Origin of the sequence: Flavobacterium panacagri (assembly GCF_030378165.1) — a bacterium.
Lineage (GTDB): Bacteria > Bacteroidota > Bacteroidia > Flavobacteriales > Flavobacteriaceae > Flavobacterium > Flavobacterium panacagri.
In genome coordinates this window covers 5564698-5590638 of the sequence record NZ_CP119766.1, presented here as the reverse complement: position 1 = coordinate 5590638, position 25941 = coordinate 5564698, and the positions used below count along the sequence as shown (strand labels likewise).

18 protein-coding genes and 2 tRNA genes are annotated in these 25941 nt (G+C 34.1%); 15 read left to right on the top strand and 5 right to left on the bottom strand.

Going from position 1 to position 25941, the window contains the following annotated elements; all coding sequences use genetic code 11:
• Positions 1-86 precede the first annotated feature (86 nt).
• From P2W65_RS23640 to P2W65_RS23615, 7 genes are all read left to right on the top strand, one after another.
• A complete protein-coding gene (locus tag P2W65_RS23640; RefSeq protein ID WP_289661935.1) occupies positions 87-5159 on the top strand; it encodes a DUF4132 domain-containing protein in 5073 nt (1690 codons plus the stop codon).
• A 390-nt stretch (positions 5160-5549) separates the two neighbouring features.
• Positions 5550-6278 carry an immunity 51 family protein gene (locus tag P2W65_RS23635; protein WP_289661934.1) on the top strand — a complete coding sequence of 243 codons (729 nt, stop codon included), beginning with the start codon at positions 5550-5552 and terminating at the stop codon, positions 6276-6278.
• A gap of 258 nt (positions 6279-6536) precedes the next feature.
• The gene (locus P2W65_RS23630) at positions 6537-9641 is read left to right on the top strand and encodes a DUF6493 family protein (protein WP_289661933.1); all 3105 of its coding nucleotides are present in this window, start codon (positions 6537-6539) and stop codon (positions 9639-9641) included.
• A gap of 5 nt (positions 9642-9646) precedes the next feature.
• Positions 9647-10975 carry an SWIM zinc finger family protein gene (locus P2W65_RS23625; RefSeq protein WP_289661932.1) on the top strand — a complete coding sequence of 443 codons (1329 nt, stop codon included), beginning with the start codon at positions 9647-9649 and terminating at the stop codon, positions 10973-10975.
• Between the two features lie 117 nt (positions 10976-11092).
• Entirely contained in the window at positions 11093-11221 is a 129-nt protein-coding gene (locus P2W65_RS25445; RefSeq protein WP_434783350.1) for a DUF7737 domain-containing protein, read from the top strand.
• Between the two features lie 186 nt (positions 11222-11407).
• Positions 11408-11989, top strand: a complete 582-nt coding sequence (locus P2W65_RS23620) for a Crp/Fnr family transcriptional regulator (protein ID WP_289661930.1) — start codon at positions 11408-11410, stop codon at positions 11987-11989.
• Between the two features lie 92 nt (positions 11990-12081).
• Positions 12082-12525: a DUF1569 domain-containing protein gene (locus P2W65_RS23615; RefSeq protein ID WP_289661929.1), complete on the top strand. Its 444-nt coding sequence runs from the start codon at positions 12082-12084 to the stop codon at positions 12523-12525.
• A gap of 62 nt (positions 12526-12587) precedes the next feature.
• On the opposite strand, the gene P2W65_RS23610 is transcribed toward P2W65_RS23615, so the two are convergent.
• On the bottom strand, positions 12588-12776 hold the full coding sequence (locus P2W65_RS23610; RefSeq protein ID WP_289661928.1) for a hypothetical protein: 189 nt from the start codon (positions 12774-12776) through the stop codon (positions 12588-12590).
• On the opposite strand from P2W65_RS23610, the gene P2W65_RS25460 reads away from it, so the two are divergent.
• The 8 genes from P2W65_RS25460 to P2W65_RS23575 all read left to right on the top strand — a co-directional run bounded on the left by P2W65_RS25460 (position 12715) and on the right by P2W65_RS23575 (position 19810).
• On the top strand, positions 12715-13179 hold the full coding sequence (locus P2W65_RS25460; RefSeq protein WP_491844606.1) for a DUF8737 domain-containing protein: 465 nt from the start codon (positions 12715-12717) through the stop codon (positions 13177-13179). The genes P2W65_RS23610 and P2W65_RS25460 overlap by 62 nt on opposite strands.
• Before the next feature lie 1012 nt (positions 13180-14191).
• Positions 14192-14265: transfer RNA gene (locus tag P2W65_RS23605), tRNA-Arg, on the top strand.
• A 225-nt stretch (positions 14266-14490) separates the two neighbouring features.
• A tRNA-Pro gene (locus P2W65_RS23600) sits at positions 14491-14562 on the top strand.
• Between the two features lie 100 nt (positions 14563-14662).
• A complete protein-coding gene (locus P2W65_RS23595) occupies positions 14663-15232 on the top strand; it encodes a hypothetical protein (protein ID WP_289661926.1) in 570 nt (189 codons plus the stop codon).
• A 188-nt stretch (positions 15233-15420) separates the two neighbouring features.
• Positions 15421-16206 carry an ATP-grasp domain-containing protein gene (locus tag P2W65_RS23590; protein ID WP_289661924.1) on the top strand — a complete coding sequence of 262 codons (786 nt, stop codon included), beginning with the start codon at positions 15421-15423 and terminating at the stop codon, positions 16204-16206.
• 789 nt (positions 16207-16995) lie between these two features.
• Complete coding sequence (locus P2W65_RS23585; protein WP_289661923.1) at positions 16996-18093, top strand: slipin family protein; 1098 nt, start codon at positions 16996-16998, stop codon at positions 18091-18093.
• A gap of 324 nt (positions 18094-18417) precedes the next feature.
• Positions 18418-18921, top strand: a complete 504-nt coding sequence (locus P2W65_RS23580; RefSeq protein ID WP_289661922.1) for a hypothetical protein — start codon at positions 18418-18420, stop codon at positions 18919-18921.
• Between the two features lie 343 nt (positions 18922-19264).
• Positions 19265-19810 carry a 3'-5' exonuclease gene (locus P2W65_RS23575; protein WP_289661921.1) on the top strand — a complete coding sequence of 182 codons (546 nt, stop codon included), beginning with the start codon at positions 19265-19267 and terminating at the stop codon, positions 19808-19810.
• Positions 19811-19816: 6 nt separating this feature from the next.
• Here P2W65_RS23575 and P2W65_RS23570 read toward each other — a convergent pair whose 3' ends face one another.
• The 4 genes from P2W65_RS23570 to P2W65_RS23555 all read right to left on the bottom strand — a co-directional run bounded on the left by P2W65_RS23570 (position 19817) and on the right by P2W65_RS23555 (position 25815).
• Positions 19817-20731: a phytanoyl-CoA dioxygenase family protein gene (locus P2W65_RS23570; protein ID WP_289661920.1), complete on the bottom strand. Its 915-nt coding sequence runs from the start codon at positions 20729-20731 to the stop codon at positions 19817-19819.
• 135 nt (positions 20732-20866) lie between these two features.
• Positions 20867-22645, bottom strand: coding sequence for an AMP-dependent synthetase/ligase (locus P2W65_RS23565; protein ID WP_289661918.1), 1779 nt, complete (start codon positions 22643-22645; stop codon positions 20867-20869).
• 179 nt (positions 22646-22824) lie between these two features.
• A complete protein-coding gene (locus tag P2W65_RS23560) occupies positions 22825-23256 on the bottom strand; it encodes a hypothetical protein (RefSeq protein WP_179002817.1) in 432 nt (143 codons plus the stop codon).
• A gap of 147 nt (positions 23257-23403) precedes the next feature.
• Entirely contained in the window at positions 23404-25815 is a 2412-nt protein-coding gene (locus P2W65_RS23555) for a TonB-dependent receptor (RefSeq protein ID WP_289661917.1), read from the bottom strand.
• Positions 25816-25941: the final 126 nt, after the last annotated feature.

The window sequence follows — 25941 nt, the reverse complement described above, 5'->3', positions numbered from 1 at the left end:
ATTGAGAATTAAAAGTTAAAAAATTCAATGTTGAGGTTCGTTTTCAGAATCTAAAATCTACAGTCTAAAATCTAAAATAAAAAAACATGACAATTGAAGATTTATTAAAAAGTAAAGCAATCGAGAATCCGATTAAGAGGTTCAAGAAAGAATTGGAAGAAATTGTAAACAGTAATCTGGTTACGAAATTATTTTCTGGATCAAAACTAAAGAAAGAAGTTGCGGAGTTTGGTTTGGAGTTTCTTAAGCTTGACGACAATTATTACAGCAATTATATTTCGCTGGGTTCTAAACAGGCCGAAAAGTTTACAGCGCTGATAAAAGAGAATATTTGGGAAGACAAAAACTATTATGATCTTTTGGTTTTCTTTTTTGGGGAAGAAAATGCGGTTTATGTAAAAGAGGCCTGGAACAGATTGCCGCAAAAAATGTATCAAACGGGGTATTCCAGACGTTCTTTTAGAGCGCCAAACCACAAAAAATATCTGTTGGTCAATCAGGTTAATTTTCTGCGTTCGTTATTAAACGGAGCCAGTAAATACCATTATCAGGACTCGAAAACGGTTTATTATAATTTGAGTATCGAAGATCAGATTCGTTATGATACTGAGATTTCAAATTCGGGCAACCAATTCATGATTTGGTCATCGGCACTTGATTTGAATAAGGCGAATCTGTATCAGCTGTTTGAAGATATTATTTTCAATAAAGACCCACAGGGAAAAGTTTCCAGAAATATCATCAAAGCACTTTTAAACAGTGAGAAAAAAGAAAACTGGGAACTGGTAGAAAAATTATTGCTTTCGGCACAGCGTCAGGAAGGACTTCGTCAGGTTGTTTTAGAAGCGTTGGACGAAACTAGTATCGGCGCTTTGCAATACATGATCAAAGTGATTATCGACAATAAACTGAGCCGTTTTTCATCGGTGGTAAGAGCAATCGACACATGGACAGGTTTAGGCTGGGATGCTGAAAAAGAAACTACGGTTCGTAATATTCTGGATTTGGCTTACGGTTATTTTTCGAATCAAGAAACCATTCTGACAGGTATTCGTAGTAAAAATAATAACGAAGCCTATATGGCGCTTTGGGTTCAGGGCGTTTTGGATGTTGAGAAAACGGTTCCGTTTCTGCACGAATTATTAGAAAAAGGTTCGGTGGAAAAGAAATGTCTGGCGCTGAAATTTGCCGGAGAAACGCATGATCCGTATATCGAAATGCCACTTTATTTTAAAGCTTTAGACGACGAAAACCTTCAGGTTTTGGCATTTGCCGTTCCAAGAATGAACGCGCTTTTGGATGCCAACACCAAATCGAAATATTATATCGAAAATGCCGATTATCCGGATTTCTTCAATAAAGTCTATAATCTTGCACAAACGATAACCGTAAAAGAAAAAACTTTTGAAGGAAAAGTATTTTCATGGCTGAATGCGAAGTTCGAAAAAGATACTTTGTATTCGTCGGCCATAAATTTAATTGGCGATCATAACGATAGATTAGAACTTATTTTAAATCAGTTCGAAAGTTTTTCTATCAATTTAAGAGAAAAACTGACGCGTCAAATTCTGGGCGATTATTACTGTTATTCGTTTTACAGTTTTAAAAGTAATGAAGGAAAAGAGAAAAAAGCACCAACAGATTTCCAAAGAAGTTTTGCTTTAAGAATCCTGAAAGACAGGGGAGAATCGCTTGTAGCTTCGGCAATTTCCACCTTGAACAATCTGACGCTGACAGCTGACGAATTGGGAATTTTTCAGAAATTGTACAAACGTAAAAATTCCAATTTAAAGAAAAACCTAACGACGATTTTACTCAAACAGGAAGATCAAAACATTACCACTTTTGTAGATGCGATTCTGGAAAAAGGCGATATGGAACAGCGCATGTCGGCTTTGGATATTATGTTGCAATTGCAGAAAAACAACAAACTGACTGATAAAGTAAACGATTGGGTAAAAGCATATTCGGCAAGACCAAAAATTACCGAAAAAGAAACCAAATTTATCGAACAGTTAGAACCGTCGCAAAAGAAAAACATTCTAAGCGCCGAAAACGGATACGGTTTCTTTACACCAAATCAGGTCTCAGCTTATGAATTGCCAAAACCAGCTTCGGATTCTCTGTATTCAAAAGCAGTGAAAGCACAGCAATATGGTTTTTCAAAATCGATGCCTCATATTAAAAATGAAATTTCGAAACTGTATCAATTATTCGAAAAAAACCGAAATTATGAATACGAAATCGAAAACTACGATAACAGTAAACAAACGGTTTTACTTGGAAATACTTTCAGAACATTAAAAAATCTGAAAGACGAAAAAGACAAGGAAGCTTTGGCGACAAATTATCCTTTATACGAGGTTTGGTCTGGCTGGTTTCAGGATTCAGGATTAGACGAAAGAGATTTGTTTTTAATAACGCTGGTAAGCAATTGCGACCGAAAAGTTTGGCGTGATTTCCTTGAAAAACATGTTTTTTATTATAAAGAATTATTACCGCACCCCAATAAAAGAGGTTACGATTGGGACAATGCGATTTTGAATATTTTGAATGCTTTAAAGCTAAAATATGTCTTTAAAGAAGAAACAGATTTCCTGATTGATGCTTGTACGACTTTGTATGCCGATCTTCCGCAATCTGTTTTGGAGTTTGAATACAAACCGGGAAAAGACCAATATTATTACAATTCGGATAGTGGAAATGGCTGGCAGAATCAGGGCTTTTTTGATATTTATCTGAATAAAATCAGTTTAGCCGATTTAACTCCAGAACAGGAAAACAAAGTCTGGAATCTCTACAGATGGCGACAACTCAACGGATTGGAAAGAAACATTTCGTACTGCAAACCGCCAATTCATTTATACTGCACCGCTTTTGAACAAAAATTAATTACCGAAGGCGAATTGTACGAAGGTATTTTGGAACCGGAAAGAATTTCAGTTTTAACCAGCGAAAGCAAGCATTACAGACATTATGGAAGCGAAGAATTACTAAAAACGTTCCCATTTTTAGTTCCGATGATTGATAAAATCCGCGAAACATTTTTGGATATCGAAGTCAAAAGAGGCGATTCGAATACTTCGGTTACGCCTTTAGTTCAGAGTTTCCAGAAAATTTATGGCATTAATCGTTTGGTCGAAATGCTTACTGCGCTTGGAAAAGCAAGTTTGTACAAAGGCTATATTTATTCGTGGAGTTATACCGAATTGACGAAACAAAAACTATTCAGTTATTTACTGAAAAGATGTTATCCGTTAGAATCTGATACACAGCAAATTTTTAATGAAGCGGTTAAAAAAGCCAAAATCTCAGAAGAAAGATTGATTCAAACGGCGATTTATGCTCCGCAATGGCAAAAGTTCATCAGCAATTATTTAGACTGGAAAGGTCTGGATGAAGGAATCTGGTGGTTCCATGCGCATACTAAAACGGCAAGTTACAGCGCTGTAAATTCGGAACTGGAAAGTGAAATGGCGAAATTCTCGTCAATCGATTTACAGGATTTTAAAGACGGCGCGGTTGATAAAGATTGGTTCGTTTCGGCCTATAAAAAATTAGGCAAAGCCAAATGGGAAATGCTGTACGAATCGGCTAAATATGTAACAGACGGAAACGGACATCGTCGTGCACGTTTGTATGCAGACACAATTACGGGCGATTTGAAAATTAGGGAAGTTACCGCAAAAGTAAAAGACAAACGCGATCAGGATTATTTGCGCGTTTACGGTTTGGTGCCTTTGAGCAAAGCAAGTCCTGAAAAAGATATTTTGGCTCGTTACGAATATTTACAGCAGTTTAAAAAAGAAAGCAAAGAGTTTGGTTCGATGAAACAAGCGAGCGAAGCTTTGGCAATTCGTGTAGCTTTGGAAAACTTAGCCAGAAATGCGGGTTATCCGGATCCTGTTCGTTTGACTTGGGCGATGGAAACCAAACAAATTCAGAATATCTTATCTAAAGAAACGGAAGTTAAATTGGATGATGTAACGATAAGTTTGGTCATCAACAAAGAAGGAAAAGCCGATTTGGTTACTTTGAAAGGTGATAAAGAATTAAAATCGATTCCGCCAAAATACAAAAAAGACAAAGGAATTCTGGAACTGACCAATTACCGCAAAACCATGCGAGAGCAATGGACACGTTCGCGAAAAGGTCTGGAAGAAAGTATGATTCGTGGCGATGAATTCTTATTCGCAGAAATGCAGAATCTTTTCGAACATCCAATTATTTTGAAACATTTAGAAAAACTGGTTTTTATTTCCAACGAAAATCAAATTGGTTTTTATGTAGATGGAAATCTGGTAACGGCTTTAGGAGAAATGATTTCGTTAAACGAAAAACAGACTTTTAGAATCGCACATTGTTTTGATTTGCATAAAAATAATGTTTGGACAGATTTTCAGAAATATTGTTTTGACAATAAACTGCAACAGCCGTTTAAACAGATTTTCAGAGAATTATACGTGCCAACGCCAGACGAATTAAAAGAAAAATCAATTTCAAGACGTTATGCCGGACATCAGGTTCAGCCAAATCAGACTTTAGCATTATTAAAAGGAAGAGGCTGGAAAGTAGATTACGAAGAAGGTTTACAAAAGGTTTTCCATAAAGAAGGCTATCAGGTAAAAATGTACGCTTTGGCAGACTGGTTCTCTCCAGCCGATGTAGAAAGTCCGACTTTGGAAACGATTGAATTCCATTCATTAAAAGATTATAAAAATGTTCCTTTTGAAGAAATCAATCCGAGAATCTTCTCAGAAGTAATGCGTGATATTGATTTAGTAGTAAGCGTTGCCCACGTTGGCGGTGTTGATCCAGAAGCGAGTCATTCTTCTATCGAAATGAGAGCAGTATTGTTAAGAGAAACATTGCGTTTATTCAAAATCAAGAATGTTGAAATTACCGGAAACCACGCCATCATAAAAGGACAATTGGCAGAATACAGTGTTCATTTAGGAAGTGCGATTGTACATCAGGTTCCGGGTAAATATTTATCGATATTGCCAATTCATTCGCAACACAGAGGACGTTTGTTCCTGCCTTTTGCAGACGACGATCCGAAATCGGCTGAGGTAATGTCTAAAGTTTTATTGTTTGCCAAAGACAATGAAATTCAGGATCCGACTGTTTTGAGTCAGATTGATAAGACTTATGCGTAATTAGATATTTAGATTAGACCTGACAGGTTTTATCCTGAGGTTTCGGGACTGTCAGGTCTTAATAAACTTTTCGTAAATAAATAACACAGTATTTACTTTGTCAATTAACTGTTTCTTGGGGCACAAATTATTTTATACAATTGAAACTTATTTTGACGTAATTATAGCTTTTAAAAGCTTTTGTCATTTTTTGATTTTGATATTTTTAACTGACAAGGAGTTGGTTACATTTTATTTAAAAATTTATAAAGTTTACATGTAGGACGTTCTTGCCCGCAGAAGAGTAACCTGAAATTTTAATATTATCTCATCATGATAAACTAACAAAAGCAACAAATTAGCAACAAACAACATTAAAATAAATTATATAACTAAACTAATCCAGCAACAATGAACCTTATAGCGCAATTAAATGAATGGTATGAATTGGACGAACACAATCAAATAATTCATACCCTTGAAGGAATGCCCGAAAAAGAATTAACTTTTGAATTAAAAGGTCATTTAGGACGAGCCTATAACAATGATTCAGCGTATGACAAAGCTCTTAAAATCCTTTTATCAGAAAGTGAAAAAGGAGCAGAAGATGCATTGTGGAATTTCCGTGTAGGTTATGCTTATTATTGCCAATACAAACAAGACAAAGCCCTTCCTTATTTTAAAAAGAGTGCCTTATTAGGAGATAATACGGCAAAAAGCTGGGTAAATTCCTGTGAAAAAGATTTGGAATCTGCCTCGTCTCTTACATCAAATATGTTCCTGAACAATATGGACACTAATAACTTTAACGAATCAATTAAACCATTCTTTTGGGTCGAACACGGAAAAAGTGTTTCGGTATGTTTAAATGTAGGGCAATATAAAATTGAAATTTTCCAATCAAGAGAAGAAGAAGGTTTTGAAGGAAACGGTTATGATTGGGGTTCACTAGCAACTGTATTTTTAGAAGAACAAAAACCCGAATTAAGGGAAGTAGTTAAATTAGACCCTGAAGGAAGTATGTTTTGCGCTTATTCCTCAGATGCAGATGCACTAAAAAAGTTCATTCTATCTTTTAAAGAAGCATGTGAAAATGACAGTTTAATTCGTGATTTATTTTCACGTGCTGAATTAGATTAATGAGATCCCTTTTTCAGCTCTACAAAGTATTCTTAAAAGAACAAACTAATGAAACACATAGAAACATAGCTTTAAGTTTCTCAAAAAAGGAGACAAAAAGAAACTAGTTTCTCACACATAGCTATGTTTTTTATTGTAAAGTGAAACGACTTTGATAAGCTTTTTAATCTATGTTTCTATGTGTTAAAATAATCTGCGTTTCGCGTTAGCGAATCCGTAAAATCCGTGTCCAATTGAAAGATAAACCTTTACAGCACAATGAAAAAAAGACTTAAATATATTGAAGGTAATTCAGATAAGTTCTGGGAAATAAATGTTACCGGATTTGAATTTATGGTAACTTATGGTAAAAACGGAACGTCTGGAACTTCACAGACCAAGAGTTTTGGTACTGATGAAGAATGCTTAAGAGTAGCCGAAAAATTATTAAATGAAAAAATAAAAAAAGGATATTCTGAAAGTGGGGAAGTTACTGTTGTTGCTAAACCTAAAACGGCTAAAGAAGCTAATTCTGTTGCCGTTTTACAGGAGTACGACGATATTATTAAAGGAAAAGATATCAAGCTGTTGTTGCCTTTCTTAAAAGAAAATTCAAAAGGAAATATTGAAGCTTTAAAGAAACACATTAAGAAAAATAAAAGATATTGGACACAATACATCGATTTGTCTAAAGAACCTGAATTTCTCAGAAAGAACAAAACCAATAACAATTGGGGATCTTCATGGGGAACGAGAGGAGATTTTTTACAAAAAGAAATCATCACGTTAAGCGGTATTGCCTTATTTGACAAAACCGATATTAATTCGTGGGATGAAGCGCTTCAATTGTTAGATGAGGCGGATAACAAACCTTATGTATTAGAAGTTCTTCAATGGGCAAAACCAAACTGGCTGGAAACTTTTATTCTCGAAAAAGTGAGAAGATCAGACTGGTTGAGTTTTAGCTATTATATTCTACGTCAATTTGAAGAATTGGGTCTGATGCAGTTCAATTCAGAATTGTATGCGTTATGTCTTGCCAATACTAACGAATGGCGTGCTAGAGTCAAATCGAGAGCTTTTATCGCAAAAGTTTTAGAAGATAAAAAAGCGTATCAAAGAGATATTCCAGAGATGTTTAATTATGAAACTATTCTTCATACGATTTCGTTTCGGGATAATGACAAGCAAAAACATGATGAGTTTAGTACTTGGGCAATTATTTACAAAGAATTATTAGATCAGAAAAAAATGGATCGTGCTTTCTTTTTTGAGAATGCCATTCAGATTCAAACCAAGGAATGGAATAACAACCTTAAATCTTTTTTCAGAAAAAGAATCGAAGAGTTTAATTCGACAGAAGATGAACTGGTTGCTTTTCAGGAAAATATATTTTCGTTTTTACACAATGCCTATGCACCTATTACGAGTTACGGAATCGAATTGATAAAGAAAATCTACAGTCATCCTAAATTCAAAACCAAATCATTTTTAGAATGGCTGGAGCCAATGATGATGAGAAGTGATTGTAAAGCAGGAATAAAAAGCGTATTGCCAATTTTAGAAAAAATAAGCAAAGCCAATCCGAAATTAAACAATCAAATTGCTTCAGTCATTGCTGATATTTTTGTAATTGCCGATTTAACTTTACAAGAACGAGCAAGCAAAGTCCTTGTAAAAATTGGTTTGACAAAAGATAAAGCATTGAAAGAAAAATTGAGTTCATACGTGACTTTAATGCAGGGAAATATCAAATCTGGGTTAAGTCAGTTTATGGATGAAGGTTCATTGATTGCTGATGATACTGGTTTTGAAGAATACCAATTCAAAGCAAAAAAAGAATTGTTGCTGACAGAAGAAGTAACATTGCCAAAGGACTGGAATGAAATTTTGTTTCAGTTTGGAAATTTCATCGGCTCTGAGGAAGCTCTTGATACCGAAATCCTGATGAATACCTATATTCAGCAGAGAGATTTATTTCCCGAAGATTATAACTCACAGTTACAGCCTTACGAAAAACAGCTTCAAAAGCATTATTTTGAATCGAATCACAAAAATGTGATGAAGTCGTTTTTATCCCAAAAAATCGCAAATATTAATGCTGGATTTGACAGTCGATTTAAACATTATTCAAAAATAAATACCAATCTTTTAATCAAACCTTTATTGGAAAAAGTACAGCAAAAAATAGACTTAAATTCTAAGTTGCCATTGCTTTCTTTTCCAAGTCATAAACCGTATTGGGTGGCGCCCAAAGTTTTGTTAGAAAGGGTGATTGCTTATCAAAAAACAAATGAAGAGATTGATAATCTGGATTTGGCGATTGCGATTGCCAGAATGCCAAGAGAAAATGTAGAAGAAGCTATTCCGTTATTAGATCAGATTGAAGGCGAATTGAAACCGCTTTTATCATTTGCTTTAGGTAGAGAAGACAAACTAACGATTGATTCCGTTTCGTTGGTTTCAAAACTATTGGCAACATTAGGTAAAACCACCAAAGAAACCGGAATGCTGTCTTTATGGGCGGTTGTAGCGAGAACATTTTATCCAGACAGTACATTTGCAGAATTTGAGAATACCTATTTAAAAGAAGTTCCATTTGTGGTTTCTCCATTTGTGCCCGAGATAAGAATGAAAGAACAATGGAATGAGTGGAGAAACTATCAAACGAAAGAAAAAGAAAGATCAGCATCTTGGTACGAACTGCGTTTTGATATGCCCAACTATACCAAAATTCCAAATTATCTCATTTACAGTCAGGATATTTATACGAGATCAAACAGTTGGGATTACTGTTTAAATTATGCCGGAAACACCAATTATTGGCACAGTTTGACTCCGCAAAATTCAGATGCATTAGCAGTGACATTGTTGAATAATTGTAGAGTGACAGACGGTTCAAAACCTGAATTAAAAGGTTTTCTGGATGTAATGAACAGACCCGAATTTAGGTTTTCTGAAAACAGTATGATGTTGTTTGCCACCTGTTTTTTCCAGGAGAAAAAAGATTTAAGATTATTTGCTTCTGAAACTTTGATTAACCTGATTGAAAAACAAATTGTTGATATTAAAAAATTGGCTGAAAAAACAGCATTTCTAGCCTCTGAGAAATATGGTGCTTTTTCAAGATTAACAGATGGAATAATTATGCTGAAAGATATTTCTTTATTGCACAATAGTGCTTTGTTCCAGTTTTTTGATGTCTTTTTTGCCCGTTTGGATGTTAAAGATAAGCTTCCGACAAATTTCAAGAAAATGGTCGAAAATTATGTTGATGTTTTAATTAAAGTCAATCAAAAGCCATCAGAAAAAGCCATTGCCTTTTTTGAAAAATGGAAAGATAATGCATCGCTTAAATCATTGATTAAGCAAATTTTAAAATAAAGAAAATGACAGATTTACAATATAATTATAAAGGAGTTTCGACTTATAGCAAAACAAAAGGTGTCAATAATTTGGTTTTGGCACATCAAACCGAAATTGAAGAAGTCAATAATATTCCGTGTTTTTTCTGGGGAAGTCTTACAGATCCTTATGTAACGGCAAAATGCTGGAGTACGATTGCTAAAGTCGTTCGTTCAAGTTTTGGGCCGATTCCGCCAAGCCTTCGTGACCCAATTGTTTCTGCCGGATCAGAGAGACTTCGTTTTGAAGGATTTTCGTCCTGCAACGGAGTTTATGTTAGACTGGATATGAAACCTGAAGCTGTTGATGGCGAATTTATAGCAAACGGAACTACCAATGTAGATTTTAACGATCCAATGCTGAATGCACTGAATGCCATTCAGAAAAATGAAAAAGTAACCCTTGCCGTTGGTCAGCAGGACGTTCAGGTGATTACCAGCAAAGCAAAAGTAGTCGAGAAAAAAGTAACGTTACCCATGCGCTGGATAAAAGGCTTAACAAGTGTTCAGCTCTATCTGGCTGATATGGATTTGAAATTCGAACTCAATAAAATTCAAACGATTCAGCTATTTCAAAGTTTGCCAAAAGGAAATGTAAAAGGTGATTTCTTTATAACCAAAAGAGCCGGAAAATTTATGTTTTCGACTTTAGCTACACCAGACGGAGTTAGAATTGGCGGAGTACAAAGACTACGTTTGTTAGAAGGAATTTTGGCGATTGTCGATAAGATTTTTATTTACGAATCTGATGATAAACAAACCTGTGCGATTGTTTGTGAGTTTGGGAAAATGCAGTTACTGATGGCTTTTTCTCCAGATTCCTACCGAGGATTTTCGGGTGAAGGAAATGTATTGGAAACCATGACTGAAAATTTACCAATAGAATGGGTTTATGGTTTAAACAGTTTATTAAAATCAAATGAAATGTTTGATCCAACCATGCTTTCTATAGAAAATGATATTGATTTTGGAACTATGGATAACTTAACTTCTAATTTATCTTCAATGGGATTATTAGGATATGATTTAAGTGAAAAAGCCCATTTTTATCGACGTCTTCCGTTTAAAACAGAACGTATTTTGTCTTTGAACCCAAGACTTAAAAATGCCAAAAAACTGATTGATAACGAAGAAGTAGAAATAACAGAACGAAAAGCCAATTATATTGAAGCCAAAGTAAAAGGTTCAGGCGTAGTGCATAAAGTGATTATTGACAATGAGTTGCAAAGATGTACCTGTGACTGGTTTACGGCTTATCAGGGAAAACGCGGAATCTGCAAACATATATTAGCAGTAAAAATGACGATTTCTTAGTATTACAAATATAAAAGACGGTTTTATCTATATTCTTTTAAGCGATTAAAAAAAAGCTTTATTGTGTTATTCTTTTTCTGACAGTTCCAATTTGTTTTTTGGAAGTACTGAGGATGTTTGTTCCTTCCATTTACAGATGATAATCCAAAATCGGCTGAGGTAATTTCTAAAGTTTTGTTGTTTGTCAAAGACAATGAAATTCAGGCCCCGACTATTTTGGGGCAGATTGATAAGACGTACGTTTAAGATTTTGATTTGAGAAAGACCTAACAGGTTTCAAAAACCTGTTAGGTCTTATTATAATTTCAAAAAACAAATAGGAAACGGAATAAAATTATTATATCCGATTATTTAAATATGCAGTAAATTTACTTGTTGATGGATAACGAAGAACGTTGGCACAAAATCAAACATTCTACAACCAAATAACGCATGATAGAACAACATTTTTTGAAAAATATTTTTAAAGTGAATGACTTTTCAAACGAAGAGTTGGAAACGATTATTTCTAAATTCAAACAAGTAACTTTTTCACAGAATGATTATCTGTTAAACGAAGGAAAAACCGAAAATCATTATTGGTTTATTGAAAGTGGTTTTGTGCGTTCTTATGTGGTAGATACAAAAGGCAATGACATTACCACAAATTTCTATACCGTTGGAGATATTGTTATCGACTGGACTTCTTTTTTTCTTAGAAACCCAACTAGAGAAAACATTCAGGCTTTAACAGATTGTGTGTGCTGGCAGTTAGACTTTGAAACTTTTCAGCAACTTTTTCACAGTATACAAAGTTTTAGAGAACAAGGACGAACCACACTCGTAAACAGTTATTTTTTATTGAAAAAGCAAAGTGTATCTATGATTGCAGATCAAGCCAAAGAGAGATACATAAAGCTTGTAAAAGAAAAACCACATATTGTCCAAAATATTTCCCTAAAATATATTGCTACCTATTTGGGTATTACTGACACTTCATTAAGTCGTATTCGAAAAGAAATTTCAGGCAAATAGTTTTCTTGCCCTATGGCAAGTTTTATTTTTTTTGATGAATGTAGGTTTGCATGGTTAATACTTCACAAAATAAAACTTTAAAGAAATGGAAAATGAAAACAATATTTGACGCCAAAACCGTTGCGGAATTAGTAAGCAGAATAAATTCATTACAAACAACCAGTAAAGCCCAATGGGGAAAAATGGATGCTTACCAAATGCTGAAACATTGCACATTGAGCGAAGAAATGTTTCTGGGCAAGAAATTGTATAAGCGTTTATTTATTGGCAAATTATTTGGAGGTTTGGCTTTAAAAGGCATTCTAAAAAACGAAGACCCAATAAAAAAAAATCAGCCCACACATCCCGAAATGAAAGTTACAGGTACAGGAAATTTTGAAAACGAACGAACCAAATGGATTGAACTTTTGCAGGCTTATGCAACGTTCTCCAACTACAAATTCATTCATCCGTTTTTCGGAAAAATGACAACAGAACAAATTGGGAATTATGTTTACAAACATACCGATCATCATTTAAGACAGTTCGGTCATTAAACATTTGCTATGCTATCATTAATTTTTATTATCATAACTCTTTTGTCTTTTCTCCTATTTTATTACGGAACAGGTAAGAACAAAAGGGTTTTGCTTGTAATTCCTCTATGGATACTAATAGTGGGTGTAGTTTCGTATAGCGGATATTTTACAAACACTTCGGTAAAGCCACCAAGATTTTTAGCAGTAATGTTGGCTTCAATCTGCTTATCGATGTTTCTATTTAAAACAGTAAATAAAAATAAGCTCAATATCAACTTATTATTAGCCATTCATACACTTCGATTACCAGTCGAATTGGTACTTTATAAATTGTTTCTTCTAAAAAAGGTTCCCATTTTAATGACTTTTAAAGGCTGGAATTTTGATATACTGATTGGTATAATGGCATTGTTTTTACTGTTCTATTCTTGGCGCACAAAAAACAGATTGTCCAAAATATTCATTTTGATTTGGAATATATTGGGACTTGTTTCTTTGACAACAATTGTTGCTATTGCTATACTTTCATCTCCATTACCTTTACAATTATTAGCATTTGACCAGCCCAATATTGCGGTATTGCAATTCCCATTTATTTACTTACCCGCTTGCATTGTTCCAATTGTTTTTGTCTCACATCTTTTGATAATCCAAACTAGCAGACGCAATTGACTATATTATTTCGCTTTACAAAATGTTCTTCAAAAATTAAGAGATTGCTTCTGTAAAATTCGTGTCTAAATAGAATTAATTTCAAGATTGAAATACCAATTAAAAATCAAATCACATAGATATTAATTTGCGGAATACTTTGTTGTAAATAATTTAATTTCAGAAAAATTTGTTAAATTATCACAAAATATACTACATTTGTCCCCGTAATTAAAAAACAGAAAAATACATATGAGACTTTCAACAGCAAAATATTTTGACCACTTAGCAGGATCACTTCCGGCTAAAGTATCAGGATGCTATATGTATTTTTATGAAATTAAAATGTAAAATTTAGAGTCAAACTCATCATAAAATAGAAAAAGCGTCCACATTGTAGGACGCTTTTTTTGTTTTAGACAATTTGATTTCGTCGAATAGTACAAAAAGGAGATTGAAAAATGATTAAAAAGAAATATTAACTAAAAAAACTAAAAAAATAATTGACCAAATGTTTAATGACTAATCAAAATAGCGAAATATAATCTTGAGAAGTAATCTAATGAGTAACAGTCATTTGATAAAAAGATGAATCTGCACCAGTTTGCGGACAGGATTTTCTCTGTTTTAATTTTAAGTTTAACTATCTGAAAATCAGAAAAATAATCTTAAAAAATATTTGGAAATATGATTTTTTAGACATTATCTTTGCCGAACAAAATTGAAACACAGCGTTTCAAATAATAACAAGAATTTTTAAAATATAATACAGTATATAAAATGGCTTTACAAAATAAAATATCATACGGATTACCAGGAAGCGCAAGATTCGATCTTGGACGTTTCACAATGCAGGTGCATCAATATAGGCAATAGGATAGTTATATCACGTTGAATTTTGTAAAGCACCTTTGATCGGGTGCTTTTTTTTATGCCTATAGTTTTGCCGCGAAGGCACAAAGTCGCAAAGATTTAATAAGCGTAAAAAAAGACTTAGTGGCTTAGCGCCTTCGTGGCAAAACAAAAAATAAATGATTTTGTAGCTCAGTTGGATAGAGCGTCTGCCTTCTAAGCAGATGGTCGAAGGTTCGAATCCTTCCAAAATCACTCGTTCTCTAGAAGGAACAGGTTCATTGGGGTTACTGGCTAACCTTCCCGATTGTCTCTCGGGAGAAACGGGTTCGATTCCCGTATGAACCGCTTTTTTTTAAGATGCTGAGGTTCTAAGATACTGAGACTCTCAGAATTTTAGATGCTGATAAGGCCTAGATTCAAAGATTTGGAAAAAAACTTAGTCTCTTAGAATCTTAGCAACTCAGAATCTTAGAAAAACTGGGAAGATAACGGTGGTTGTTTACCTGCCTTGGACGCGGGAGGTCGCAGGTTCGAATCCTGCTTCCCAGACAAATATTGAAAATGCCACGAAGGCACAAAGTCGCCAAGACGCAAAGAAAAAAACTTAGTGCCTTTGAGCCTTAGTGGCAAATTTTTAAAAAAAATAGTAATGAAAAAGATAAGCACATTATTCGCTAAAGATCCAAACGATTTAGCAAGAGTAGTAAACAAGTTAAACGCAGAAAATGACTGGGTAATGAACGGTGAAGCAATTGCAACTAGAAAATTTGACGGTACAGCGGTAGCAATCATTGACGGAGAATTATTCAAACGATTTGATGCTAAAAAAGGACGTACAATTCCAGCGAATGCAATTCCGTGTCAGGAAGCAGATGTAATTACAGGTCATCATCCACATTGGGTAAAATGTGATCGTATAAAGTCTGAGGATAAACATTTCTTTGAAGGTTTTGATCATTTAGAATTGAAAGCAGATGGAACCTACGAATTATGCGGGCCAAAAGTACAGGGAAACCCTGAAAACTTAGAAAAACATACTTTAGTTAAACACGGTTCAGAAGTATTTGATTCTCTAAGTTTTGATTTTGACGAATTGAAAATGTTCTTATTGGAAAATGATATTGAGGGAATTGTTTTCCATCATATTTCAGACGATAGAATGTGCAAATTAAGAAAATCAGATTTTGGTATTAAACGATTAAAAATGGAAGTAGTTTAAAGGATTTTGCCACAAAGGCTCAAAGACATAAGTAAATAAAAATTGCGTCTTTGCGAGATATTGACAAAGTAATTTAAGAAAGCTGACGAGCATTTTTCACGCAAAGTCACAAAATGAAAGAATCAAATTAAATATTTGTGCCTTTGAGTCTTAGTGGCAAAAAAAGTAACATTAAAAAAGTAAAAGTTATGAAACATTTATACAATAGAATAGCGCTTGTTGGAATTGAACAGGAAGAATATGACATCATAAAAGCCCAATATTCGGGACACATTATCTGGCATCAGTCGATACCAAAAATTGTAGTGAAAGATGAAATTCTATATATAGAAAAATCTAACGGAATTGGCATGTTGCCGGTTGATAAAGTGGTCTATTACGGAATTTATGATAATGACTTTGACTTTATTGCAGGTCTTGCGATCTGGGGTGGCGATTGTTATCCAAAAGCTTCTGCGATGTTGGATTGCCGATTTAAAATTCCGTGTCTGGTAAAAGCTTTATCTCTTTCCAGATTTAGTGCTCCACGCGGATTTGTAAGTGCCGGCGCTTCTGTCAATACAACGGGTGATACTGTTGCGAAATGGGGAAACTGGCATTGTGGCGAAAACAAACATCGTTTTACAGGAGAGTGGGAAAGTGAATTTACTGCTACCATCGAACCTTTTTATGAAGGAGAAGCTGTTCGAATCATGATGATTGGCGATACCTATTGGCAGATTAAACTGGAAGGCGACGACTGGTTAAAATCAATTCATCCGGACGATGCGACTTTTATGACTGTAGATCAGGACTTGTTAGAAGATACGATTTGCATCAGGAACACTTTGCAAATGGATATGATTGGAAACGATTACATCGTAGCCAAAGATGGTACTAAATATTTATTAGAAGTAAATCATATTCCTAACATAACCCGATTTGAAGAGGTGAGGCAAGTTTATTTGTCAACTGTTATTGAATGGATTAAATAAAATTTTGCACTGCGCAAAATAACTGCGCAGTGTAATTTGAATATTTGAATAAGAAATAAAAGAAGTTCTTTTAAAAACTGAAATACAACAAAGTTTAGGCTTTGTTTAAAAATATCAAACAAGTCCGGTTGAGTGTTTCTGTATAGCACCATTGTAGGGAACTTTTCGCAGGAGCGGATTATGTTTTTCTATGCAACTTGATTTGGAGGTTTTGATGGTTTTCCAAAAAACTATCACACACAAGGGATCTAAGGGTTGTGGGTTCGAATCCCACTCGCAGTAATGTGGTAGTTCAATCAGGATAGAACATTAGAGTGTTTATGTAGGTTCGAGTCCTGCACCGAGTATAACTCGGTTAGACAAATTGGTAAGTCAACAGACTGAAAATCTGTAAACAGTAGAGACCATCACTCTTAAAAAGATGACCAGTTAGAAAAACTGATTTGTCTTTGTCAGTGAAACTAAGAATTCCATCCCGAGGCTTCGGGACTGAAATTTCACACTCATGATAAAGCCAGTGCGGAAAGTACTGTTTTTTGAAACACTTGTTTTCTTTTCGGTTTGATTGTTAAAATGATTTGGGGATCATGAAGACAAAAGATAATCGCAAACGACTCAGGTAAACAAAGGACAACTTTTCACCCGCTTTTTTCGGAGGATAAAGGCAAGGAGGTTTTTATAAAATTAGAGTAAAGAGAATAGAGAATAGAATAAAGATAATAGAGGATGAGGGTTTTTATAGATTTCGGAACATGAAACTTTAAACCTGAAACCTGAAAGAAAATAACCATGATAAAGAAAATTAATATCGCAGCATACCAAGCGGGCTTGGTCTTCGAGAACAGAAAATTAGTGAAAGTATTAGAAGAAGGTTTACACTGGATTTTTGGAAACAAAAATGTGTTAATCTACGATATGAATGCCGTTTTTCAGGCTCCATTTGAATTGAATATTTTATTGGAGAATGAAGTTTTGGCTTCAATGCTTGAAATTGTTGAGGTTGCCGATAACGAAATTGTATTACAGTTCGTGAACGGAAACTTTAAAGAAGTTTTAACTCCAGGAAGATATGCTTTCTGGAAAGGAATTGTGAAAAATGAATTCACAAAAGCTGATTTGTCAAAAATCGAAATCACAGAAGACATTAAGGTAAACTTATTGGAAAATGTAAAAATGAGATATTTCGTAAGAAAGTTTGTGGTAGCAAGCAATGATAAAGCATTGTTGTTTGTAAACGGAACTTTTGTAAAAGAGTTGAAATCTGGAACGCATTACTTCTGGAACAACGCGATTACAATCGAAGTAAAAACAATCGATATGAGACAACAGCAAGTTGAAATATCAGGTCAGGAATTGTTGACTAAAGATAAAGCAGGATTGAGAATCAATTTCTTTGTGAGATACCAAGTGGTTGATATCATGAAAGCTTTGATAGAAAACAAGGACTTTGAAAAGCAATTGTATGTAGCAATGCAATTGGCTTTAAGAGCTTTTATCGGAGGTTTGACCTTGGATGAATTGTTAAACAAAAAAGATGCTATTGCCGAAGAAATTTTGGCAGAAGTGGCTTCAAAAATTGAAAACTTAGGTTTGAAAATTTCAGATGCCGGAATAAGAGATGTAATTCTTCCAGGTGATATGAAAGAAATCATGAATCAGGTTTTGGTTGCAGAGAAAAAAGCACAGGCGAACAGCATCATGAGAAGAGAAGAAACTGCTTCAACAAGAAGTTTATTAAACACAGCAAAGCTGATGGAAGAAAACGAAATGTTGTGGAAGTTGAAAGAGATGGAATACGTGGAAAAAATCGCAGATAAGATTGGTGAAATCACTATATCCGGCGGTGGAAACGTAATTGGTCAATTGAAAGAAATCTTCGTAAAGTAAAAAGAAAACGTTAGCAGTTAATGTTGATAGTTTAAGTTTAATAATAAAAATTTAAGGATGAATCAAGAAATAGTTTTTACGTCGTGCCATCAGTTTGGTCAGGACGGTACAGTTGAGCTTAGTGAATCTGCGTTTGCCTCGATTAATGAGGTAAATGCGGAGCACATTAAGCAATGGAAAGAGAAGGTGAAATCTAGAGATTATCTCATTTAGAGGTATTTATCCAGTAAGGTAAAGGTGTTTTTAAAGCTTTGCAGACTACTGGAATCTCAAGAACAACCTTGTTTTTCCTGAGATTCCTAAGAATTGCAAAAGAAAAATACCATGCAAAACAATACACTAGAAAAATATAAAAAAGCAATTAGAAATAAATACGAGAAAGAAAAAGGAGGGCAATACTTTGATTATTTGTACAAGCCTTCTCGTGGTAAACTTCGTGATTTGTGCTGGCTTATTTTCGAAAATAATCCAACGAAGGATGACTTGAATGTCTTCAGTAACTTCCTGTCTCTGGATTTTGATCACACCAAAAAGAATAAGTTCAAGGAGAAGAAAGATAAATTCAGACCTATTGAAACTTTCTTTAAAGGAGAAACAGATCTGTCAAACATTGACGCTATAAACATGGCGGCGATTATGGTCGATTTTGAGTCAAGACCTTTCAAAAAGTTTTATGAAACGTCTAAAAAAGAAGAAGCAAAACCAGCAAAAAAGCTTGAAAAAGTTAAAGCTGTTATGGAAAAGAAAAATGCTCTGAAAAAAGAGAAGCCTGAAAAAAAATCTAAGAAAAGAAGTTTCTTTCGAGATATTAAAAGCATGTTTTTCTAATCTTTCTGCCACAAAGGCGCTAAGTCACAAAGTTTTTTTAGCCACTGATTAAAAGGATTATAAAAAATCTGGTAAATCAGCTAGAGAATAAAACCTTAGCGTCCTTTGTGTAACCCGATAGCTATCGGGATTGCTCTCTTTGCGATTAAAAAATCTCGCAAAGACGCAAAAGCGCAAAGTTTTAGCCATAGATTAAAGGATTAATAGATTAAAAAAATCTGCTAAAATCTGCCAAATCTGCGTGAAACAATTCTTAGCGTTTCTTTGCGTATCCCGATAGCTATCGGGATTGCGCCCTTTGCGGTTAAAAAATATAAACACAATTATTTAAAAATTTTAAAAAATGAAAACTACAGATAAAATCATTATTATTGATTTAGAAGCCACATGCTGGCAGGGCGCAGTCCCGAAAGGCCAGCAAAACGAAATCATCGAAATTGGATTAGCGGTTTTGGATACAGAAACAGGAGCAATCAGCCAGAATAAAGGCATTTTAATCAAGCCACAGCGTTCCAGTGTGAGTCCGTTTTGTACAGAACTGACAACTATTACTCCCGATTTACTGGACAAAAACGGAGTTTCTTTTGAAGAAGCCGTAGATTTATTAATCGACGAATACAATCCGGATTTGTACACTTGGGCAAGTTACGGTCAATACGATTTGAATATGCTAACGAAGCAATGTAAATCGTTTGGTATTCCCTATCCGATGGGAGAGGAACATATCAATGTAAAAGAACATTTTGCCGAAAAGTTTGGCTTAAAGAGATCGACAGGAATGAATGGCGCTTTGCAATTATTGAATATTCCACTGGAAGGAACACACCACCGTGGCATTGACGATGCTAAAAACATCGCTAAGATCTTGCATTGGTGTCTGAAGAATTAAAATCATTTAAACCCATTCTCCAGCAGCATTATAATTATTTGGAAGATAAGTAAGATACTGCACCATTCTTGGATTTTCTCCCTTATTGGGTGTTGCACAGTGTGGTAGAGCATTGTGCCAAATGATAAAATCTCCAGCATTACCAATTATTGGTTTTGCTTTTAAAGTTTGTAATGCTTTAGTTCTTGGATTTTCATGGGGTTCTAACTCGTCGAGCCATTGATTAATTTGGTTATGAAATCCTGGTACACAGTGAAATGCACCATCATTTGAGCCACAGTCGGTTAAATATAGCAGTCCTTGAAGCCCAAAAGTAAGAGGTTTTTTTAAACTCATATCCCAATGAAGCGGACTTCCCATAAAAGTAAAATGAGCTGTTTCAGGCGGATTAAAACTTACTTTATCTATTGTTTTGTAGATATTTTTAGTTTTATAAAGCTGTTCGTATGCCTTTTTTATCTTAGGAGAAAAACGGTTACGGTTTAAAGTTTCATGGTCAGAAAAATTAAGCATGAGGCCTCTTTGGTTTTCATGCTGGTTATACCAGCTTTCTTTTTTATTTGGATCCATTTTCAGGTATTCCCAAATGGCTTTTTGTGTGTCATCACAATCTTTTTTTGAAATAACATTTTTGACAACGACATAACCATTTTGATCCCAGAATTCAAGATCTTTTTCTGATAAAACATTTTCGATTAAATCGCTGGTCGCATAAACTGCGTTTCGTTTTCTGTTTTCGATCCATATTTTAAAGGTTTTAAAATCAGGTTTTTCGAAATATAAGAAACGTAAAGCGTCCTCCATACTGATGCCTATATCATATAAGGTTTTAATAGTTTGATCCCAGTTTGCATCATTTGAATCAGCATTTTTAGGGTCTATTGCACGCTTCCATAATTGTTCAAGGGAACTCCAAGGCATAGTTTTAGATTTTAGTAGCTGTATAACCAAAAGTACGGGATTTATGTTTAGTTATTCAAAGTAAAAATACCTGTTTTAGATATAAAAAACGGCTGTCTAATGACAGCCGTTTCCATTTGGTTATATTACTTTGATTTAATTCTGACCATAAATTTTAGCATAAAGATCTTTGTAAATCTCTTTAATGATTTTACGTTTTAATTTCAACGTAGGCGTAAGCTGTCCGCCGTCGATTGACCAAACATCTGGAGTAAGCTCAAAACGTTTTACTTGTTCCCAATGTCCAAACTTTTTATTGATGCTTTCCACTTCTTCATCGATTCGTTTAATAACATCTGGATTAGCACTAATTTCGGCATCGGTGCTTCCTAAAGTAATTTTGTGGATTTTTGCCCATTCTTTTACGAATTCGAAGTTTGGCTGAATAAAAGCTCCAGGCATTTTTTCGCCTTCACCAATAACCATAATTTGCTCAATAAAACGAGATTGTTTCATGGCATTTTCAATCATCTGTGGCGCAATATATTTACCTCCTGAAGTCTTGAACATTTCTTTTTTACGATCAGTGATTTTTAAGAAACCTTCACTGTCAACTTCTCCTATATCTCCTGTATGGAAATAGCCGTCTTGTAAAGCCTCAGCTGTTTTTTCAGGATCTTTAAAGTAGCCTAACATTACATTAGGACCTTTTATTAAAATTTCACCATCTTGGGCAATTTTAACTTCCAGATTACGAATTGGTTTCCCAACAGTTCCAATTTTAAAACCTTTGTTTCTTTGGTCGTTAACCGCAATTACAGGAGAAGTTTCCGTTAAACCGTAACCTTCCATGACCGGAATTTCTGCAGCAGCAAAAACTCTTGTCAAACGAGGCTGTAAAGCGGCACTTCCAGAAACCATTAAATCAAGATTTCCTCCCAAACCTTCTTTCCATTTACTGAAAATCAATTTGCGGGCAATTTTTAACTGGAATTCATACCAAGCTCCGTTTGCTCCGTATGGTTCATATTTCAAACCTAAATCGATGGCCCAGAAAAAAAGTTTTTTCTTGATGCCGGTCAATTCAGCTCCTTTAGCATAAATTTTATCGTATACTTTTTCCAAAAGCCTTGGCACGGCTGTAATAACAGTTGGTCTTACTTCTTTTAAGTTATCACTGATTTTATCAATAGATTCTCCAAAATATACCGAAACGCCATAATATTGATAGATGTATAAAATCATTCTTTCAAAAATATGACAGATAGGCAAGAAGCTTAAAGCCGTACTTTTCCCCGGATCAAACGGAATTCTTGGTGCACTGTCTAAAACATTCGAAACAATGTTTTGGTGTGAAAGCATAACTCCTTTTGGTCTTCCAGTTGTTCCAGAAGTATAAATAATCGTTGCTAAGTCTTCCGTTTTAATACTGTCTTTTCTAGCTTCAACTTCATTTTGATTACTTTCGTCCGCGCCCAAAGTCAAAAGTTCGCTCCAGTGTTTACATCCTGGAATTTCGTTAAAAGAATAAACTTCTTTTAAGGTTGGAACATTGGCTTTAATTGCATTTACTTTTTGTAAAACTTCATCATCTGAAACAAAACAGTAAATACTGCCGCTATGGTTTAAAATATATTCGTAATCTTCCTCGGCAATGGTTGGATAAATGGGAACATTCTGAGCACCTGTCTGCAAAATACCAATATCCATAATATTCCATTCGGTTCTATTATTGGAAGAAATTAATGCAATTTTATCATCTTTCTGAACGCCCATGCGCAATAATGCTCTCGAAACAGCATTTGCTTTTGCAATATATTCCTGGCTAGATGTTTTTTCCCATGCTCCATTTTTTTTAGTAGCAAGAGCAACGGGAAGGTTGTAAGTTTCTTGTTGATAATAGGGAAAATCAAAAAGACGTGTGATTGAAACCATGTTTAATATATTGAATTATTATTGCAAATTAAATAAAAATTGGGTAGGATTTTTAAATTTATAAAATTTAATCGGAAGTTTTGCGAGTACTATTGAAATTCAACGAAAACGTTTTCTTTTTTATAGAAAATAAGGATAAAATTGACTGAATTTTTAATAAGAAGCCCCTTTTTTATCTTTTATTGAACATTGTAATCCACATAATCTTTTACTCTTTCACCCATTAAGAACATTTTTTTCTTGGTAAAATGAATAGAAAATTGAGAATAAAACCATTCTTCGCTGTCATTTGGTCTGTACCAGAAGGTGTAAGAAGCGCTGTTAAATCCTTCTTTAAAAACAGGAACGCCTTCCTCAGTACACTCAATTCCCCAGTTGATTTTTTGTTTGCTTAAATCTTCTGCTTGAATAAAACCTGTTCCATCTGGATTTAATACCGTAATAGGTTGTTTTTGATTTAAAGGTGCGTAAGTTCCTTGAACAGGATAACCAATTGTAGTGGTGATGTAACGCTCTTTAGAATTGTGTTTAATTTGATCTACCTGAACTTGGGCTTGTAATTGAAAAGCAGTTAAAAATAAGCTGCAGATAAGTAATTTTAAAAATTTCATTCTATGTAGGTTTAAGTGTTTTTGGAGCTCGAAAAAATCTAGTGGTACATTTTTTCTGTGGCTAATATAGTCCAATTTTTTAATAGAACTATGACTTAAAAATACAAGAATGAAATTTTTAATTTTTAGGGCTTTTTGAAGCCTTTTTTATTCTGTCGAAAACTGATTTTCTAATAATTTTTCTTTAAAATCAGATTTAAAAGTATAAGCGAAAGTAACCATCAAAGCACGGGTGTCTGATTTAGAAGTTCTGTTATTACTAAATAATAAAGTATTGTTTTTGTAACCGCTCTCTAAAGTATTAAACATATCGGTTACCACTAAGCCCAAACGGGCATTGCTTTTTCCTAATTTCTGTTGAAAACCCAAATCTACATTATAAATAGGAATTCTTTTTCCTTGTGCAGTTGCTACTGAAGAATTGTAATTTCCAATGACTTGAAGTTTTCCGCCTTTCCAAGGAGTAAAATTATTAATCATTTTTCCGTACCAGCTAAAAGCACTTTTTACAAAATCTTCGGCTTGATCCAGATTACCAGCATTGATGTTTTGCTGGAAAGCAGTTAAGCTCAGATTGGCATCATAAAAAGAAAAAGGTTTAAAAGTAAAAATACTTTCAAGTCCATACGTAACGGTATTGCTAATATTTTGAGGCTGTAACAAAATGACTCCATTATCTTGTAAAATACCATATTGTCTAATAGTATTATTAGCATTTCTGTAAAAAGCATTTCCTGAAAAAGAATAATGATCCCATTCTTTGTTATAGCTTAATTCTACAATATGAATAATTTCAGGTTTTAAGTACGGATTTCCTCCATGCGGATTCAAAGCATCGGTAATATCAATAAACGGATTTAAATCATCTAAATCTGGACGATTAATTCTTTTGCTGTAACCCAATTTCAAAAACTCATCTGATTTTAAATTCAGTTGAACAGAAGCCGAAGGGAAAATTTTTAAATAATGATTTGAAAAACTATCATTTCCGTTTTCTGTCTTCCCATTATTTGAAACTTGCTCAGCACGAAGTCCAAGATTGTATTTCCATTTTTTGTTTTCTTCTGAACCCGAATAGGAATTCCAAAGTCCATAAACAGCATTTATTTGTTCATTAAAATCAAAAATGGTACTAACTAGAGGATTTACGACATATTCATTGTTAATTAAATCTGCACTTTGAAAATCAGAATTAAAGAAACGGAAAGTACCTTTATATCCTGTTTCAATCATAGATTTAGCTGCAATAGGAAAAGCATAGTTTAAAATAGCATTTGAGATATTTTCTTTTTCGTAATTATGCGTTCGCTGCCAAAAAGTATCACCAATAAGGTTCTGGTTTTCATCATAATTATCAGTATCAATATTCGTATTTTCTCTATGAAAGTTATATGAAGTTGTAATGCTTGCGTTTAAACTTTTTCTTTCATCAGAAAATTTTCGATCATAATTAAAAGCAAATTCCGCAGCTTTAGAACGTTCTAATTCTAAGGAATGACGTTTGTTACTGGAATAAAATTGATTAGAACTATTAGAAATATCCGTTTTTAGAGTTTCGTCATTATCCTGACTCTCCATGTTTCCAAGAGCTTCAAACGAAAAAGTATTTTTTTCATTAGGCGAAAAATCAGCATTGAATTTCAAGTTCTGTAAACCTTCAGTTCTTTCATCGTGTCTGTTTTGATTGATGAAATGTTCATCATCAATAAAATAATTGGTTCTTTCGCCGTTTATACTTTTGGTTCTTCCAGCAAAACGATTGTCATAAGCAAGACCAACATTCCATTTGTCTGTTTTATTATTTAAAAGAACAGAACTGTTCATTCTTCCTTTTGCACCAAATCCACCTCCAAGAACGGCGGCTCCATTTAATCCATTCAGATTGTTTTTCTTCAGTTTAATATTGATGATACCGCTTTCTGCATTCGCATCATATTTTGCGGTTGGACTTGTAATAATTTCGATGCTTTCAATACTGCTTGCTGGAATCTGATTCATATTGGTAATGGCAGAATTTTTTCCATTAATTAAAATCAAAGGTGTTTTTCCTCGTAGCGAAATTGCATCATCGGCATCAACAGAAACAGTTGGAATATTCTTCAACATATCAATTGCTGTTCCGCCGGATTGAGAAATATTGGAAACAGCATTAAAAACAAAACCTTCATTGGTTTTTTGAATTTGCTTTTTCTGAGAGTTTACAACAACAGTATTTAAAAGGTTGGTATCTTCCTTTAAAATAATATTTCCTAGTGAAATAGAAGTTCCAGTATATTTTACTTTTTGAGTGAATGTTTTAAAACCAATCAATCGAAGTTTTAGAATATAATCTGATGGATTGATATTTTCCAGAATAAATTTTCCAGTAGCATCTGTAACAGCGTATGCGGTTGTCTTGGTTGTATCAGCAACGGGCTTTAAAATAACATCCACAAATTCGATTGGTGTTTTTCCATCTGAAACGGTTCCGTTTATAGTATTAGTTTTTTGACTAAAAGAAGATTGGCTTATAGCAAATAGTAGAATTGCAGCGACTAAATTTTGTTTCCATTTTTTCATGAGACAAAGTTATTTATCGCATGAACTACAGCCGAATAAAGTGCCTTAAGATATTATTAAATTAGACTTAGGGCTTATTAATGGTTTTCTTTAAATGAAATTAAGATTCTAAAAAAGGGTGTTTTT